This is a genomic window from Bacillus sp. FSL R7-0685, assembly GCF_038002425.1.
In the GTDB taxonomy this organism is placed as follows: Bacteria; Bacillota; Bacilli; order Bacillales; family Bacillaceae; genus Bacillus; species Bacillus subtilis.
On sequence record NZ_JBBOCN010000001.1, the window covers coordinates 1,260,733 to 1,277,354 of the forward strand.

Sequence of the window (16,622 nt, forward strand, 5' to 3'; positions counted from 1 at the left end):
CCTTTATTACCGGAACCTATGGTAAAAAAAACGATTTTAATGAGCTGATTTCGGTATACAGTTGAGACAAGATCTTATTATTCACACTTTAAAGGAGGTTTCCTATGAAACTGTTAGCGATTACATCTTGTCCGAATGGAATCGCCCATACGTATATGGCAGCGGAAAATCTGCAAAAAGCTGCTGACAGACTGGGCGTTAGCATCAAAGTTGAGACCCAGGGGGGAATTGGTGTCGAAAATAAGCTAACCGAAGAGGAAATTCGCGAAGCGGACGCAATCATTATTGCTGCAGACCGCTCGGTAAACAAAGACCGGTTTATAGGCAAAAAACTGCTGTCTGTGGGGGTACAGGACGGCATCCGCAAACCGGAAGAATTGATTCAAAAAGCTCTTAACGGGGATATACCGGTCTATCGTTCCGCTTTAAAATCGGAATCCGTCAATCATCAGGAGAAGAAACAAAATCCAATTTACCGTCATTTAATGAACGGCGTTTCATTTATGGTTCCTTTCATTGTTGTCGGCGGATTATTGATAGCGGTTGCATTAACGCTTGGAGGGGAGAAAACACCTAAAGGCTTAGTTATTCCGGATGATTCCTTCTGGAAAACGATTGAACAGATCGGCAGTGCTTCATTTTCATTTATGATTCCGATTTTAGCCGGCTATATCGCCTATAGCATCGCTGATAAACCGGGGCTTGTGCCAGGGATGATCGGCGGTTATATTGCGGCGACTGGCAGTTTTTATGACAGCGCAAGCGGCGCCGGATTCCTCGGGGGGATTATTGCCGGGTTTTTGGCCGGATATGCTGCACTTTGGATAAAGAAATTAAAAGTTCCAAAAGCCATCCAGCCGATTATGCCAATTATTATTATTCCAGTGTTTGCATCACTGATTGTAGGTTTAGCGTTTGTGTTTTTGATCGGCGCGCCTGTAGCTCAAATTTTCGCCTCTTTAACAGTTTGGCTGGCGGGGATGAAAGGGTCGAGCTCGATCCTTCTGGCATTGATTTTAGGGGCGATGATCTCATTTGATATGGGCGGTCCCGTAAATAAGGTGGCGTTTCTGTTTGGATCGGCAATGATTGGAGAAGGAAATTATGAAATTATGGGACCAATTGCTGTCGCCATTTGTATCCCCCCGATTGGCCTTGGCATTGCGACGTTTTTAGGAAAAAGAAAATTCGAGGCATCTCAAAGAGAAATGGGGAAAGCGGCATTTACGATGGGACTCTTCGGCATTACTGAAGGAGCGATTCCATTTGCGGCGCAGGACCCTCTGCGCGTCATTCCAAGTATTATGGCAGGCTCAATGACAGGTTCTGTGATAGCGATGATTGGCAATGTGGGAGACAGAGTGGCGCACGGCGGACCTATCGTTGCAGTGCTTGGCGCAGTTGATCATGTCTTGATGTTTTTTATTGCTGTGATTGCAGGATCTCTTGTCACTGCTCTGTTCGTCAATGTACTAAAAAAGGATATTACGGCGTCTCCTGTGCTCAGTGAAACTGCACCGCCCTCCGCGCCAAGTGAAGCTGCGGCATCAAATGAAATAAAGCAGCCAATTCAAAGCCAAAAAGCTGAGATGTCGGAATTTAAAAAACTGACAGACATTATCAGCCCGGAATTAATTGAACCAAATTTATCGGGGGAAACGAGGGATGACATCATAGATGAATTGATTCAGAAATTGTCACGAAGAGGTGCGCTGCTTTCAGAGAGCGGGTTTAAACAAGCCATTTTGAATCGTGAACAACAGGGAACAACGGCGATTGGCATGAATATCGCGATTCCGCACGGAAAGTCTGAGGCGGTCAGGGAGCCGAGTGTTGCCTTTGGGATCAAACGATCAGGCGTTGATTGGAATAGCCTGGATGGATCAGAAGCTAAATTAATCTTTATGATTGCTGTACCGAAAGAGAGCGGGGGAAACCAGCATCTCAAAATACTGCAGATGCTATCTCGTAAGCTAATGGATGACAATTATAGGGAGCGGCTGCTCTCTGTGCAAACAACAGAAGAAGCCTACAAGCTGCTAGAAGAAATCGAATAAAGCGGGGGATTTTCATGACGACTGAACCGTTATTTTTCAAGCCTGTTTTCAAAGAAAGAATTTGGGGCGGGACCGCTTTAGCTGATTTTGGCTATACCATTCCGTCACAACGAACAGGGGAGTGCTGGGCTTTTGCCGCGCATCAAAATGGTCAAAGCGTTGTTCAAAACGGAATGTATAAGGGGTTCACGCTCAGCGAATTATGGGAACATCACAGACATTTATTCGGACAGCTTGAAGGGGACCGTTTCCCTCTGCTTACAAAAATATTAGATGCTGACCAGGACTTATCTGTTCAGGTGCATCCGAATGATGAATATGCCAACATACATGAAAACGGTGAGCTTGGAAAAACAGAATGCTGGTACATTATTGATTGCCAAAAAGATGCCGAGATTATTTATGGCCACAATGCAACAACAAAGGAAGAACTAACTACCATGATAGAGCGTGGAGAATGGGATGAGCTCTTGCGCCGTGTAAAGGTAAAGCCGGGGGATTTTTTCTATGTGCCAAGCGGTACTGTTCATGCGATTGGAAAAGGAATTCTTGCTTTGGAGACGCAGCAGAACTCAGACACAACCTACAGATTATATGATTATGACCGAAAAGATGCAGAAGGCAAGCTGCGCGAGCTTCATCTGAAAAAGAGCATCGAAGTGATAGAGGTCCCGTCTATTCCAGAACGGCATACAGTTCACCATGAACAAATTGGGGATTTGCTTACAACGACATTGGTTGAATGCGCTTACTTTTCGGTGGGGAAATGGAACTTATCAGGATCAGCAAGCTTAAAGCAGCAAAAACCATTCCTTCTTATCAGTGTGATTGAAGGGGAGGGCCGTATGATCTCTGGTGAGTATGTCTATCCTTTCAAAAAAGGAGATCATATGTTGCTGCCTTACGGTCTTGGAGAATTTAAACTCGAAGGATATGCAGAATGTATCGTCTCCCATCTGTAACATGGCAGGGCTTGAGAAATAAATTTGCGAGTGAAGACGCCTATTCTGCAGCAATGATCTAAATAAAATAAGAGTTTAATAGTTGGAGAAGAAATGTTACACTCTTTTCTGTATATGGTAAAGAATGAAAAAACACGATTCGGTTGGTAGTCCGGATGCATGATTGAGAATGTCAGTAACCTTCCCCTCCTCGGGATGTCCATCATTCTTTAATATCTTTTATGAGGAGGGAATCGTTATGAAATTAACGATTTACTACGATGGTCAGTTTTGGATAGGCGTTGTTGAAGTTGTGGACAATGGAAAGCTAAGAGCCTTTCGTCATCTTTTTGGCAAAGAGCCGAGGGATTCTGAAGTATTAGAGTTTGTTCATAACCAACTCCTGAATATGTTGGCCCAAGCTGAGCAGGAAGGAGTTCGTTTACAAGGCAGACGTCAAAAAAAGATCAATCCAAAAAGATTGCAGCGCCAGGTTTCAAAAGAGTTGAAAAACGCCGGAGTAACTTCTAAAGCTCAAGAGGCGATAAAGCTAGAGCTTGAAGCAAGAAAGCAAAAGAAAAAACAAATAATGAAAGAACAACGAGAACATGTAAAAGAGCAAAGGTATATGCTCAAAAAGCAAAAAGCGAAAAAGAAGCACAGAGGTAAATAATCCAAACAAAAGCAGGCGCAGTGCCTGCTTTTGTAATTAAGGACTCTACTTTGTAACATATATCCAATGTTTATAATCCGCTGATTTATGATCCAATATAAACCCTAACTTCTCCAAGGTTTTTTGTGAGCCTAGATTATCATGTTCGCATCTTGCGGTGATCCGGTTTACTGTTTCTTGGCTTAATGCCCAGTTTATTAGTTTTTGGGCGGCTTCCACACAATAACCTTTGCGGCGATGACTTTTATTTGTTGCAAAACCGATTTCAATCATGCCATTTTCGTCTGGGTCACCTAAAAATCCAGTTCCTCCAACAATTTCATGACTGTCCTTCTTTACAATAATCCATGAATCAAATCCTTTTGTTCCATTGTTTTTGACTAAAATCTCGCGGAAATAAGGTATCGCTTCAAAAAAATCAGAATTTGGCCATTCACCATTTGTTCCATAACCTAAGTCTTTGATAGCCTGATGATCTTGTTTAGACGCGGCGTCAAGAAGGGGAATATCAATCGTTTGTAATCGTAATCGATTCGTTTCAAGGAGAACCATATATCTAATCCTCTTTTCTTTTTACTGGGAATAATGATAACATATAACAATTTTCTCTGATACCTTGGTAGTAGAGAAAGATGAAAAAATTGAGGGGGATTGAAAGAGTGACAGGTGAGAGTTTGCCCAGACCAAAAACGGGTAGGAAAATACCGATGTTAATGTGTCCCTACCCGTTTTTCTGTTCCTGAATGCAGGGTTTCTGATAACATGTTGTGCTACCTTTTCGCAATCAAATAAAGTGATATGGCTCTTTGGGTTTGAACGGGATTATGAATGATAATGACCCATTGGTTTCTTCGTCTTGGAAAGCTTGCTACCGCATACAATGGAGCAGTATCGCGCGGAGTGAACCCACCATTTATCACGTTGATATCTCTTCCTTCAAGATGACAAACTAAGTATTCACCTGGATTGATGACCTGTTGGTTCGTCCATGCGTAAGAATAAAAGCCGTCTCCAAGATCTTCGGTGGAAGATGGGGGGACAAAGCCATCTACAGTCAATGTGATTTCTCTTCTTCGCTGTCTTTCTGAAAAATCTGGACTTCTTTGAGGGTTATGAGTATGTGAAAAGTAAGGAATTAACGCAGGGCCATAAAAGTAATGATACAAAGCAACCACTCCTTTATTTTCCATTCATACAAATTGTATGTGGGAGTTATTTGTTCATTCCTGTTTTGTTCCATGTAGACTAATAATGGGCTATAGGCGTCCAAGGAAATCAATTTGTCCTTTCGTTGATTCAATGCTAGTAACCTTGAAAATGCAGGTTAGGATGATAGAATTTACATATTACTGCAAGAAGTTAGACATACATCATTTTGATAGCGGGTGAAAACAATGGCGAAAAAAATAGCAAAAACAAATGCGGTTCGTCTGATAGAACAGCAGAACATCTCTTATGAGGTATTAGGGTATAAAACAGACGGCCAGCCGGTAGATGGCATCTCTGTGGCGGAAAAAATCGGTTATCCTTTGAAATATGTATATAAAACGTTGGTTGCAGCAGCAGGAACAAATCATTATTATGTCTTTGTTGTACCCGTTGCAGAAGCGTTAGATGTAAAAAAGGCAGCAAAGGTGACAGGGGAAAAGAAAATAGAAATGATTGCAATGAAGGAGCTATTAGCGGTAACTGGCTATCTTCGCGGCGGCTGCTCGCCAATTGGCATGAAAAAATTGTTCCCGACCTATATTGATGCATCTGCAGAAACGCTTGATTTTATTATTGTCAGTGCAGGGAAAATCGGTATGCAGCTAAAGTTGGCGCCACAAGATTTAGCCAGATCATGTGATGCCGCATTTGCAGAAATTGTATAGATGCAGATATAGGGGAACGAAAAAGCTTAGTCATATCGATTAAGCTTTTTCCGCATCCCTTTCAAATATGATTTCAAAATAAGCAGCTGCCCCATACCCATCTATACTGGGAGCAAAAATCTGAACGAATCTCCAGCCTTTTTTCGCATAATCATGGATGATTTGCTGGTAGTCTTCTTTAGGCCTTCTTCTCATCGTGCTCAGCTCAACTCTTACGAATTCATATTCTTTCATCGTTTGATCCCTCCTATTAAGGTATACGTAAAATGGAGCGAGAAGTTCCGAAAACCTAGGTTAAGGTCTGCCTCACTAAACACAGGAACATCTTGAAGAGTTAAGGGGCTATAAAAACGAATTTTACCGGGTCAGCAGTCCAAATGAATCTCTTGCTTATTGCATTTGACTGAGTATATAAGTAAAAAAAGAGCGGCCAGAACATATAAGAAGGAGATGATCATTAACGCACTCATAACAGGGTAGTGTTTAGCGGAGTAGATGAAAAAATCAAGCTGTGAAATTTGTTTGGGGCTGCTGACGGCATCAATTCCATTAAGCAGTTTTGAGAGTTTAGCAGTATAGTTCCAATCAAATCGATCTGAAACAAGCTCGCTTCCTTGATACCAATTAACAGCAGCTAAAAACAGAAATACCATAATAGAAAATCCAAGCTGAACAACTAAAAATATTCCCTTCACTTTTGTATGACCTCCAAATCTATGAATATGGGAAAATCAAACAATATATTACCACCGTATGGGTTATTCTTGCAATTTCACTTCCATACAACTCAAACGCAAGTCTATTTTTTTGTTTGTTTTTGGCTTATAATACCTGATGATGGAAAAAGAGTGCGGGTTTATAGATTAGAGAAACAAATGTATTTCTTAGCATTTTTTATTTGTGGAGAGAGTATAGAAGCATTCGATTAGATCTGCTTTTTCACAGAAACGGTTTTCATCTGTTTGCCTGAGCTTTACAATTGGCTGGCAAAAAAACAATGATTTCTTTCAATCAAAACATGCAACGATGCGACACATTTTATATCTTGATGACTTATTTCATTGCCTTTAAGTCATCCTATCGAGAAAGCGATGGTATTTTATGAACAAAGAAACCCTAAAAAACATACTCATGATTTTTTCAATATGCGCAACACTCCGAGAAACCGATGGTATGCGCATAGCTGATAGCTGGATTTTGAGTGAGATTATACGATTTTTGATTTGCATGGTTGTGTTTTTTGCCATGACATTTCTATTAGATGCTGTTTTTCCAAACAAAAAAGAGTCACATTAATGTGTGGCTCTTTTTGCATCATCTGATCAGAAACATCATAAATGAATCGATCATCATGATGAAGAACAGCAAGCAAAAATAAATAAGCGAGTAGACAAACATATCCTTTGCCCACTTCACGTCATCGTCTGTTTTGAATCCTTTGATGCTTTTTTTGATCCATATGCCTCCGAGAACCAAGGCGGCTAAGAAATAAAATGGGCTTATATGGCCGGTGCCGAGAGAGAAAGGAAATAATAGCGTGACCGGCACCAGGACGGCAATATATTGCATCATTTTTATTTTTGTTACATGATTGCCTTTGACTACTGGCAAGAGCGGAACGCCAGCAGCGCGATATTCCTCTTTGCGTCTTATCCCAATCGCCCAAAAATGCGGCGGCTGCCACAGAAACATAATCGTGTACAACAGCACTGCTGTCATACTGAAGTCACCGGTTACGGCACAATACCCCATCAATGGCGGCGCAGCTCCTGGGAAGCTCCCGACAAATGTGCTCCACACAGACGTTCGTTTCACCCATACCGTATAGATGATCGCATAAAAAATAAAGGCGGCCAGTCCGAGAAAGGCCGTTAATGGATTGAGGGAATAAAGCATGGCAAGACCTGCGATTCCTAAAACAGAGCCATATGTTAAGATCATGGCTGGCGGCATTTTCCCTGTGACCGAGGCCCTGCTGCGAGTGCGTGCCATTTTTGCGTCCATATGCCGATCAAAATAGTTGTTATAGACAGTGCCGGAAGCCATCACAAACGCGGTTCCCAACATTGCTGTTACCATTGTCATCAAAAAAGCCAAGCCGGTTAACGTTTTTTCTGCGCTTGCAAACGCGATCCAAAACCCGCCGAAGGCTGCTATCGAGTTTGATATGATAATGCCCGGCTTTGCAAGTTTGATAAAATCGTAAATGGTTACCCGGTTCGAAGCTTTTATGTATTTTGTTTCAGATATGGCTGCAGAATCTCTTGTATTCTCCAAAAATAGACGCCTCCCCCAAAACTGCATGCTTTTGTTATCGTAACAAGAGGGGGACAGAATCACAATTATTTCCCATATTTGTCATGATATTGTCATTTTTAAAACAAAAAAATGGGGAGCTGGACTGCCCCCATTTTGATATGTGGCGACTAGTAACCGTAACCTCCCCCATATCCTCCGCCATAACCTCCGCCGTAACCGTACCAAGGGTAGTAAGGCGGTCGCGGGCGCGGGTAGTAATAAGGCGGGCGCGGATAAAACGGGTAGAACGGATAATACGGTCTTGGATAATAATAAGGCGGATAAAATGGCGGTCTCGGACGCGGATAATAATAAGGCTGTCTTTCATCATAAGGGGTAATTTGTTCAAATGACTGTTCATTCAAAGGGTAATCCAAGAGGAAAACCTCCCTAGCTTTTTTTATTCCTTTTACCATATTCCTGATGCTTAAGTTGGGTGTATGTACATTCATGAAATTCGGTTTTTTTTATGATGAAATTCCTTAAAAAGGATTGACATGAACTTCTAAATCTCATAGTATTACAAATGTGAAATAAATGTTACTACAATGTTACAAAAACATTTCTAAATAGATACAGTTCCAACTGATGAAGAGTAAATCGAAATGGCTACGAAAGAAGGAGTTTTTGTTGTTGGCAAAAAGAATCAAATGGTTTCATGTATTAATAGCAGTTGTATGTGTGGTGGGCCTTATCGGCTTTTTCCATAATCATTCATTGAAAAAAGAAACGGTCATGAATAAAGTAAGAACTGATTCTCAATATGGGAATGTTGAGATCGCAACGCTTGTGAATGACGGGAAAACTTTTAATTACGCGGTAAACTATCCTGTTTTCAAAAATGAAAAAATGGATTCGGCATTAAAAAGATTCGCAGAAAAAGAGGTTCGTCAATTTCAAAAGGAAACAAAGGACGTTGACCAAGAGCATACGACAAAACGCAACGAATTAAATGTTGATTATAAAATTGTCCATTATGCCAAACAGACAGTGGCGATTGTATTTAATGAATATAAATACATCGGCGGGGCACACGGGCAAACCGTGAAAAAAACGTTTAACTATGATTTTAGTAAACAAGCGTTTCTTTCCATTGATGATATTTTCAAAGAGGACGCTGACTACTTACATAAGCTTTCGTTAATCGCTTATCACGAGCTGAAAAAGAATAAGGACATTGCCGCGGACGATGCACTGTTAAAGGAAGGGACGGCTCCGAAAAAAGAAAATTTCAGCCGCTTTGCCATCAAGGAGGATTATATCGAACTTTACTTTGACACATATCAGGTTGCAGCAGGCTATCTTGGAGAGCAATCGATTGCCATTAAGAAAAGTCTTTTGAAAGACATTCTGAAAGAACAATATATTGATAAAGCAAAAAATAAAAATAAAATCAAAGAACAAAAGCCGAAGCATGAAGTGATTTCTTTACCCAAAGAGGAAACAGTTGATCCAAATCAAAAAGTCATTGCGCTTACTTTCGACGACGGCCCGAATCCTGCGACAACAAATCAGATTCTAGACTCCTTGAAGAAATATAAGGGTCATGCCACGTTTTTTGTTTTGGGGAGCAGAGTTCAATATTATCCGGAAACGCTAATAAGAATGCTGAAAGAAGGAAATGAGGTTGGGAACCATTCATGGAGCCATCCGCTTCTCACAAGGCTTTCAGTGAAAGAAGCGTTAAAGCAGATCAATGATACGCAAGACATCATTGAAAAAATAAGCGGATATCGTCCGACGCTTGTAAGACCCCCATACGGCGGCATTAATGATGAACTGCGGAGTCAAATGAAAATGGATGTTGCGTTATGGGATGTTGACCCGGAAGATTGGAAAGACCGTAACAAAAAAACAATTGTTGACCGTGTCATGAATCAGGCGGGAGATGGAAGAACCATTTTGATTCACGATATTTACCGCACCTCTGCTGATGCGGCCGATGAAATTATAAAAAAGCTCACCGATCAAGGCTATCAATTGGTGACAGTTTCTCAGCTTGAAGAGGTTAAAAAACAAAGAGAAGCGAAATAAATTAGAAAAGGCTGTCCGTACGGACAGCCTTTTTTCTATTTAATAAGAGCCTGTGGTGGCCCAAACATTTAAGTTTGGTCCTGAATACTTGCCGAAAGCGTAAGAAGTCCTTGGATCTAAATCATATACCATCGGTGTATAGCAAGACTTTTGGCCGGCCACCGCTTTTCCATTGCCGCCTGCAGAATCACAATTATATCTTTTTCCGTCTGTGTTCCGGGTAATCTCCGCATTTGCTTCATAGCCAGACGTCAATGTATTATTCATCGTGATTTTTGCCCAAGCCGTTTTACATGTACTGCTGAATTTAAGCTCGACTACTCCGATGACTTGATTGCTGGCATTCACTAAGTTTGAGGATTTTTTTGTAGAGCCGCTGGACGCACAATCATTGTAATAAGGGCTTTTTCCATCGTAGGCATGGGTTTCCGCCTTGGCGGGTGCACCTTTGACGGCAAAAACAAATACTACTGCGAATAACACCAATGAAGCCTTCATAAACAGTCTTTTCAATTTATGACCTCCTTAATATGGCAAACAATAAATCATATGGAGGAACAATCAAAACATGCATGCTTTTTTGTGAACAATAAAGGCGGCCGGGAGGATGGAGTTCTTGGCCGCCTCTGGTATGAGGTTATGCTTTTACATCAATGGTTTGTCCGAGAGTTGGATGTTGAATCATCTTTAAGGTTTGATCGGCATTTTGCTGGGCGGTGTCCAGCATTTTTTTCGTTAAAGCAATATTTACATTCTGGGCAAGGGATGCTTGATGCATCGCAACCGATAAAGCAGGAATATCCATGGTTCCACCTCCTATGCCTTACCTATCGGCGGGTTTGTATGATTTTACAGTGAAAAATGGCTTAATTTCTCTTGTTGACCCTTACGCTGCGGCATATCGTATGTTTTTGACAAGGAGGGAATCAGGATGAATCTAGTAATGGAAAAGACCTTTGAGCAATACGAAAAGCTGTTTTCAATGGAAGAACAGAAAAGAGAAGATGTATTTCGGTATACGATGATGAGGCCGTTTGAAAAGATGTGGACCGCCATCCAAGTTCCGCTGAAAGCGAAGGAGCCAAACGGCTATGATGTGATCATGGCTGCGAAAATGCTGGGCTATTTGGATGTCCGTGATGCTGAAAGCGGCCAGAAAGCACTACAAATACTGAAAGAATCACATGTTTCAGAGACAGCTGAATCTGCACTTCGGCAATGCATATTTTTTGCTGAGCGCGAACAGCTGCGGGTGAATGCAAAGGAGATCAAATTCGGCCTTTATATCGCTGATCCAAATAAGCTTCAGCTGCAAAAAGGCTACTGCGGGTTTGGCGGGATACCGGGCTTTATTCATGTATGGATTAATCCGAACAGTTATAACCTGCCAAGGATTCCTTCCATTATTGCTCATGAGTTTCATCATAATGTGCGGTTTTCGTATATAGATTTTCATCATGGCTCTGTAAGTGTCGGGGATTATCTTGTGATTGAAGGATTGGCGGAATCATTCGCCAGAGAGCTGTTTGGTACGGAACGATTGGGCCCTTGGGTAACTCGTTTTGATCATGAAGACTTGCAATATTCCATTGATGTGATTAATGAGGTGCTGGATGTGAAAGGATTTTCGGAAGTCAGCCGTTATATGTTTTGGTGATCCATTTGCTAACGACCAAGGCTTTAAGCCTGCAGATTTATCGGCTTTTGCGGGTTATGCAGTTGGCTATCATGCCGTTCAGTCATTTATGAATCAACATCATATCACGATAAGCGAGGCCACACGTTTGGATGCGAAGACCATTCTTTCTCAATGCGGGCTGTTTTCTACATGAAAAAAGCGTCACATACAGCGGCGCTTTTTGATTCCCAAAACCAGCAGTTCTATGGCGGCACAGGCGGCAATTCCGATTGTATATGCTTCGATATCGCTCCATAAAAAACCGTACCCCAGTACAAGCCCGCCAAGAGAAGTATCCCTAATCTGGTCGATCCATTCGGCATGATAGAGCTGGCTGAATTCAATGACAAAACAGAAAGAAAGACTGATAATGCCCGTTATCATTGTCTTCAGCTTCCGAAATAGAAATCCGCATCCCGTAAAGATCATGGCGGCCCACAACGAGTCTCCCAGATAAGTATTGAGAGTATCAGGAAGAACACTGGAGAATGCTCTGGATCCAAGCCCCAGCCCAATGATCAGTACGGTGAAAACTGCATATATCCAACGATTTCGCTTCATTGCGAATTGATACCCCGTCTCTTTTTCATCTCCCTGTATTGTAAGGAATATAGCTTTTATTTGTCCACTAAAAAAGCGGCTGAATAGCCGCGTAGGGTGTTTATTTTGCTTTTAGGTTTACATGGTCGGCTGTCTGATCCGTGTCTATTACAAAATGGAGTTCATAGCGGCCTGTATCATATACATAATCGATTTCATCGGTAAACGGGACGGTTAACACCCGATTTGCTGGTCCTAATTGCTTCTGCAGCACTTCCGGCGTAACTCCGCCTAAATTCAGCTGACGTTCCACACCGGTTCCAAAGTAGCGGATTTCTGAAATTGTCATGTCTTTATGATAGGAAAATCCGTAGCCCGGCTGTCCCATATTCCAGTGATATAAATCAAATCGATTGTCTCCCCCGACTGGTCTTTCCGGTTCCCCAAACGCAGCGTGGACATCCCCTTTTGTGCTTTTGTTAATGGTAAGGCCTTGCGCCTGCTGAGGCATTTCCCCTTTATAGGCGGTGTTATAGAGGTTTTTGACGAGCTCGGCGGCTGATTGATTCGTGTTTTCTGAGAGTGTGTTTGTTTGAGCTGCGGCCTTTGCCGGTGCTGAAAAGGACGCAGCCCCAAAGCCGGTAAAACAGCTTGTTACTGCTGCTGCCGCGGTTATAGCAGACATTGTCTTTTTCATGTTAATCCCTCCTAATTGATCTACCATTCCGTTTCCCGGTGTTAGTGCAATAAAACATGTGAGTGCGCTTTGTATGTTTTATTGAGTTGTTGTAAGGGAACTGAAATAGGTAATTCGGTATATAAAGCAAGAAAGGGGAATGGAGATGCCTGGCAAGAAAAAAATCACAATAAACGGCGTTGAAATGGAAGCGTCCGAGGAACAGACGGTGCTGCAGCTTTTGAATAACAGCTCGATTGAAGTGCCGCAAGTTTGCTATCATCCAAGCTTAGGGCCGATTGAGACATGTGATACGTGCATCGTCAGCATCAATGGTGAGCTGAAGAGGTCGTGCTCCGCTGAATTAAAGGATGGGGATATCATTGATACGCTCTCACCTGACGTGAAAAAAGCGCAGGTCATCGGGATGGACAAGATTTTATATAATCATGAGCTTTATTGTACAGTTTGCGATTACAACAATGGGGGATGCGAAATACATAATACGGTGAAGGAAATGAAAATCAATCACCAAAGCATTCCGTTTGATCACAAGCCATACCATAAGGATGAATCCCATCCGTTTTATCGTTATGATCCAGATCAATGTATTTTGTGCGGACGCTGTGTTGAGGCATGCCAGGACGTTCAGGTAACTGAAACGCTGACCATTGACTGGGAGCGGAAACGCCCGCGCGTCATTTGGGATAACGACGTGCCGATCAATGAGTCGTCATGTGTGTCATGCGGCCATTGTTCAACGGTCTGTCCGTGCAACGCGATGATGGAAAAAGGAATGGAAGGGGAAGCCGGATATTTAACAGGCATCAATAACGAAACGCTGCGACCGATGATTGAGATCACGAAAGGCGTAGAGACAGGCTACGGCTCGATTCTCGCGATTTCTGATATGGAATCGGCCATGCGCGATGAACGAATCAAAAAAACGAAAACCGTCTGCACGTATTGCGGCGTCGGCTGCAGCTTTGATGTCTGGACAAAGGGCAGAGACATTCTGAAAGTAGAGCCGCAGGAGGAAGCGCCAGCCAACGGCATTTCTACTTGTGTGAAAGGCAAGTTCGGCTGGGATTTCGTTAACAGCGAAGAACGCCTGACAAAGCCGCTGATCCGTGAAGGTGACCATTTCCGTGAAGCAGAGTGGGAGGAGGCGTTATCGCTGGTCGCCAGCAAGTTCACGGAATTAAAAGAGGCGTTTGGTCCGGATTCTCTCGCTTTTATTACATCTTCTAAATGTACAAATGAAGAATCCTATCTTATGCAAAAGCTGGCCAGAGGGGTCATTGGCACAAATAATGTGGACAACTGCTCCCGCTATTGCCAATCTCCTGCGACTGCCGGCCTGTTCCGGACAGTCGGCTATGGCGGTGATTCAGGATCAATTACAGATATCGCGCAAGCGGACCTTGTTTTGATTATCGGTTCGAACACGTCTGAGTCGCATCCAGTCTTATCCACTCGCATTAAACGGGCTCATAAGCTAAGAGGGCAGAAAGTGATCGTCGCGGATATCAGAAAACACGAAATGGCAGAACGCTCCGATTTATTTGTCCAGCCGCGTGCCGGATCGGATATCGTCTGGCTGAATGCGATCGCCAAATATTTAATAGAAAACGGCAAGGCCGATGAACGATTTTTGAGAGAAAGAGTGAACGGACGGCATGAATATGTAAAAAGCCTCGCGCCGTACACACTTGAATATGCTGAGGAGAAAACCGGGATTGATCAAGAAACCCTTATCCAAATGGCAGAGATGATCGGGCAAGCTGACAGTGTGTGCGCATTGTGGGCGATGGGCGTGACACAGCATATTGGAGGAAGCGACACGAGCACGGCGATCTCTAATCTGCTGCTTGTGACAGGGAACTACGGAAAACCGGGAGCAGGTTCTTACCCATTGCGCGGCCATAACAACGTGCAGGGAGCAAGTGACTTTGGGAGTATGCCTGACAGACTACCGGGCTATGAAAAAGTGACGGACGAACAAGTCCGCCAAAAATACGAGCGGGCATGGGGCGTACCGCTGCCGAAGGAGCCGGGTATGACCAACCACGAAATGATTGAAAAAATCCATTCCGGACAGTTGAAAGCGATGTATGTAAAAGGTGAAGAAATGGGCCTTGTCGACTCCAATATCAATCATGTACACGCTGCATATGAAAAGCTTGATTTCTTTGTGGTGCAGGACATTTTCCTTTCACGTACAGCGGAGTTTGCTGATGTGGTTCTTCCTGCGAGCCCGAGCCTTGAAAAAGAAGGAACGTTTACAAACACAGAACGCCGGATTCAGCGTTTGTATCAGGTATTTGAACCGCTGGGTGAATCAAAGCCGGATTGGCAGATTATTATGGAGGTTGCCAATAAGCTTGGCGCCGGCTGGCTCTATGAGCATCCTGCAGACATTATGGAGGAAGCAGCCAAGCTGTCGCCGATTTATGCCGGTGTCACCTATGAACGTCTTGAGGGCTATAATTCCCTGCAATGGCCTGTAAACGCTGATGGAAAGGATTCGCCTTTACTCTTTACAGAGCGCTTCCCTTTCCCAGACGGCAAGGCCATTCTCTACCCTGTCCAGTGGACAGAGCCTAAGGAATTCGGTGAGGAATATGATATCCATGTCAACAATGGGCGGCTCTTGGAGCACTTCCACGAAGGGAACCTGACTTACAAATCAAAAGGGATTTCGGAGAAAACACCGGAAGTGTTCTTAGAAATTTCTCCTGAGCTTGCGGCAGAACGAGGGATTCAGGACGGAACCCTCGTCAGACTCACATCGCCTTTCGGAAATGTCAAAGTGAAGTGCCTGATTACTGATCGAGTCAAAGGGAAGGAAGTATATCTGCCAATGAACGATTCAGGGGAAGCGGCGATCAACCTGTTAACAGGCAGCCATGCCGATAAGGATACCGATACGCCTGCTTACAAAGAAACATCGGCCAAGATGGAAATTTTGAAGCACGACGGAATCAGCCCGCTGCCTAAGATCAACCACCGCAACGGCAATCCGCAGCCGCAAATCGGTGTGCAGGTTCAAAAGAAATGGGCGCGGAAGGATTATATTTTCCCTGGCGACGCCGTGAAAAGGGGGATGGGCCATAATGGCTAAAGCGATTAAACAAATCCAGAAAATCGAGGTAACCGAGGAGGATCAGCGAAAGCGTGATTTGCGGGAAATTGAAGATGCTCTAGTTGATCACAAAGAAGCGATTCTCGAAACATTGCATATGCTGGGCCATATGAACGAGCGCGGGGTCCTGCCGTTGCTCCGCGGCCTTTTTGGCCAAGGGGATAAAGTTCTTGATATCCTGGTGAAAAAGGCAGATACAGAGGAAACAGCCAATACGCTGAAAAATCTGCTTCTTCTGTTTGGAACACTCGGCATGCTGGACGTGAAGCAGCTGGAGCCTCTCATTTTGAAAGTGAATGCGGGTGTGGCAAGCGCTGTAGAGCAGAAAAACAGTGAAGAAAAGACAGGTTATTTTGATATTATCCGCTCGCTAAAAGACCCGGAAATCAACAAATCAATTACACTGCTCTTTTCCTTTTTAAAAGGAATGGGACAAGATACAAAGGAGCTGGAACGCACGACGCAGCCTCCGGAACACCAAAAACATCATCAGGAACCTCGAGAGAAAAGAGGAATGAATAAGCGAGATTGACCTCCCACCTGAGCGGCTTCAGCCAGCTCGGGTTTTTTGATGAAAAGGTCTAATGGACTAGTAAAAAATATTCAAATACTAGGAAGAAGTAAGATTGTGATGAATGAGATAGAAATAATCGTTACTTTCTTACCTGTTAAGAAAAGGAAAAATCTGATTATAATAGAAATCGAT

The 16,622-nt window shown here is 43.2% G+C and carries 17 protein-coding genes and 1 pseudogene; 8 read left to right on the plus strand and 10 right to left on the minus strand.

Features of this window, described 5'->3' with window-relative positions; genetic code table 11:
• Positions 1-104: 104 nt before the first annotated feature.
• From manP to MKY50_RS06675, 3 genes are all read left to right on the plus strand, one after another.
• Positions 105-2,057: a PTS mannose transporter subunit IIABC gene (gene manP / locus MKY50_RS06665; protein WP_341116354.1), complete on the plus strand. Its 1,953-nt coding sequence runs from the start codon at positions 105-107 to the stop codon at positions 2,055-2,057.
• A gap of 14 nt (positions 2,058-2,071) precedes the next feature.
• Entirely contained in the window at positions 2,072-3,019 is a 948-nt protein-coding gene (manA, locus tag MKY50_RS06670; protein WP_341116355.1) for a mannose-6-phosphate isomerase, class I, read from the plus strand.
• A gap of 169 nt (positions 3,020-3,188) precedes the next feature.
• On the plus strand, positions 3,189-3,671 hold the full coding sequence (locus MKY50_RS06675) for a YjdF family protein (protein WP_212059233.1): 483 nt from the start codon (positions 3,189-3,191) through the stop codon (positions 3,669-3,671).
• A 45-nt stretch (positions 3,672-3,716) separates the two neighbouring features.
• Here the strand turns inward: MKY50_RS06675 and MKY50_RS06680 are convergent, their stop codons facing one another.
• Together MKY50_RS06680 and MKY50_RS06685 are read right to left on the minus strand one after the other, a co-directional pair.
• Positions 3,717-4,223, minus strand: coding sequence for a GNAT family N-acetyltransferase (locus MKY50_RS06680; RefSeq protein ID WP_106073829.1), 507 nt, complete (start codon positions 4,221-4,223; stop codon positions 3,717-3,719).
• A 218-nt stretch (positions 4,224-4,441) separates the two neighbouring features.
• Positions 4,442-4,837: a hypothetical protein gene (locus MKY50_RS06685; protein WP_009967031.1), complete on the minus strand. Its 396-nt coding sequence runs from the start codon at positions 4,835-4,837 to the stop codon at positions 4,442-4,444.
• Between the two features lie 228 nt (positions 4,838-5,065).
• Here MKY50_RS06685 and ybaK point away from each other — a divergent pair, with 228 nt between their 5' ends.
• Positions 5,066-5,545 carry a Cys-tRNA(Pro) deacylase gene (gene ybaK, locus MKY50_RS06690; protein ID WP_341116356.1) on the plus strand — a complete coding sequence of 160 codons (480 nt, stop codon included), beginning with the start codon at positions 5,066-5,068 and terminating at the stop codon, positions 5,543-5,545.
• Between the two features lie 39 nt (positions 5,546-5,584).
• Here ybaK and MKY50_RS06695 read toward each other — a convergent pair whose 3' ends face one another.
• From MKY50_RS06695 to cotT, 4 genes are all read right to left on the minus strand, one after another.
• The gene (locus MKY50_RS06695) at positions 5,585-5,779 is read right to left on the minus strand and encodes a DUF4177 domain-containing protein (protein WP_119899266.1); all 195 of its coding nucleotides are present in this window, start codon (positions 5,777-5,779) and stop codon (positions 5,585-5,587) included.
• 131 nt (positions 5,780-5,910) lie between these two features.
• Positions 5,911-6,240: a YjdJ family protein gene (locus MKY50_RS06700; protein WP_003232822.1), complete on the minus strand. Its 330-nt coding sequence runs from the start codon at positions 6,238-6,240 to the stop codon at positions 5,911-5,913.
• Positions 6,241-6,859: 619 nt separating this feature from the next.
• Positions 6,860-7,849, minus strand: coding sequence for a heme o synthase (gene cyoE, locus MKY50_RS06705; protein WP_010886488.1), 990 nt, complete (start codon positions 7,847-7,849; stop codon positions 6,860-6,862).
• 122 nt (positions 7,850-7,971) lie between these two features.
• Positions 7,972-8,220, minus strand: coding sequence for a spore coat protein CotT (cotT, locus tag MKY50_RS06710; protein WP_003245601.1), 249 nt, complete (start codon positions 8,218-8,220; stop codon positions 7,972-7,974).
• Positions 8,221-8,473: 253 nt separating this feature from the next.
• Here cotT and pdaC point away from each other — a divergent pair, with 253 nt between their 5' ends.
• The gene (pdaC, locus tag MKY50_RS06715; protein ID WP_003245023.1) at positions 8,474-9,877 is read left to right on the plus strand and encodes a peptidoglycan-N-acetylmuramic acid deacetylase PdaC; all 1,404 of its coding nucleotides are present in this window, start codon (positions 8,474-8,476) and stop codon (positions 9,875-9,877) included.
• A 39-nt stretch (positions 9,878-9,916) separates the two neighbouring features.
• Here pdaC and MKY50_RS06720 read toward each other — a convergent pair whose 3' ends face one another.
• A complete protein-coding gene (locus MKY50_RS06720; protein ID WP_003244679.1) occupies positions 9,917-10,390 on the minus strand; it encodes a YjfA family protein in 474 nt (157 codons plus the stop codon).
• 124 nt (positions 10,391-10,514) lie between these two features.
• Entirely contained in the window at positions 10,515-10,682 is a 168-nt protein-coding gene (locus MKY50_RS06725) for a YjfB family protein (protein WP_014476499.1), read from the minus strand.
• Positions 10,683-10,808: 126 nt separating this feature from the next.
• Between MKY50_RS06725 and MKY50_RS06730 the strand changes: the two are divergent.
• Positions 10,809-11,709: pseudogene (locus MKY50_RS06730) on the plus strand (DUF2268 domain-containing protein).
• An 8-nt stretch (positions 11,710-11,717) separates the two neighbouring features.
• Here MKY50_RS06730 and MKY50_RS06735 read toward each other — a convergent pair.
• A complete protein-coding gene (locus MKY50_RS06735) occupies positions 11,718-12,116 on the minus strand; it encodes a ribosomal maturation YjgA family protein (protein ID WP_017697549.1) in 399 nt (132 codons plus the stop codon).
• 100 nt (positions 12,117-12,216) lie between these two features.
• Positions 12,217-12,792 (minus strand): YjgB family protein, encoded by a 576-nt coding sequence (locus MKY50_RS06740; protein WP_167408065.1) that lies wholly within the window; start codon positions 12,790-12,792, stop codon positions 12,217-12,219.
• Positions 12,793-12,937: 145 nt separating this feature from the next.
• Between MKY50_RS06740 and fdhF the strand changes: the two genes are divergently transcribed.
• Both fdhF and MKY50_RS06750 read left to right on the plus strand, forming a co-directional pair.
• The gene (fdhF, locus tag MKY50_RS06745; RefSeq protein WP_167408066.1) at positions 12,938-15,895 is read left to right on the plus strand and encodes a formate dehydrogenase subunit alpha; all 2,958 of its coding nucleotides are present in this window, start codon (positions 12,938-12,940) and stop codon (positions 15,893-15,895) included.
• Positions 15,888-16,448, plus strand: a complete 561-nt coding sequence (locus tag MKY50_RS06750) for a DUF1641 domain-containing protein (RefSeq protein WP_015715709.1) — start codon at positions 15,888-15,890, stop codon at positions 16,446-16,448. The genes fdhF and MKY50_RS06750 overlap by 8 nt, the downstream gene beginning before the upstream one ends.
• The last annotated feature ends 174 nt before the right edge of the window (positions 16,449-16,622 follow it).

Excerpts from the sequence above, each read along its gene's own strand:
- cyoE (WP_010886488.1), bottom strand. The coding sequence starts at position 7,849 with ATGCAGTTTTGGGGGAGGCGTCTATTTTTGGAGAATACAAGAGATTCT.
- MKY50_RS06735 (WP_017697549.1), bottom strand. The coding sequence starts at position 12,116 with ATGAAGCGAAATCGTTGGATATATGCAGTTTTCACCGTACTGATCATT.
- fdhF (WP_167408066.1), top strand. The coding sequence starts at position 12,938 with ATGCCTGGCAAGAAAAAAATCACAATAAACGGCGTTGAAATGGAAGCG.
- MKY50_RS06675 (WP_212059233.1), top strand. The coding sequence starts at position 3,189 with ATGTCAGTAACCTTCCCCTCCTCGGGATGTCCATCATTCTTTAATATC.
- manP (WP_341116354.1), top strand. The coding sequence starts at position 105 with ATGAAACTGTTAGCGATTACATCTTGTCCGAATGGAATCGCCCATACG.
- manA (WP_341116355.1), top strand. The coding sequence starts at position 2,072 with ATGACGACTGAACCGTTATTTTTCAAGCCTGTTTTCAAAGAAAGAATT.
- ybaK (WP_341116356.1), top strand. The coding sequence starts at position 5,066 with ATGGCGAAAAAAATAGCAAAAACAAATGCGGTTCGTCTGATAGAACAG.
- MKY50_RS06750 (WP_015715709.1), top strand. The coding sequence starts at position 15,888 with ATGGCTAAAGCGATTAAACAAATCCAGAAAATCGAGGTAACCGAGGAG.
- MKY50_RS06680 (WP_106073829.1), bottom strand. The coding sequence starts at position 4,223 with ATGGTTCTCCTTGAAACGAATCGATTACGATTACAAACGATTGATATT.
- MKY50_RS06740 (WP_167408065.1), bottom strand. The coding sequence starts at position 12,792 with ATGAAAAAGACAATGTCTGCTATAACCGCGGCAGCAGCAGTAACAAGC.
- MKY50_RS06725 (WP_014476499.1), bottom strand. The coding sequence starts at position 10,682 with ATGGATATTCCTGCTTTATCGGTTGCGATGCATCAAGCATCCCTTGCC.
- MKY50_RS06695 (WP_119899266.1), bottom strand. The coding sequence starts at position 5,779 with ATGAAAGAATATGAATTCGTAAGAGTTGAGCTGAGCACGATGAGAAGA.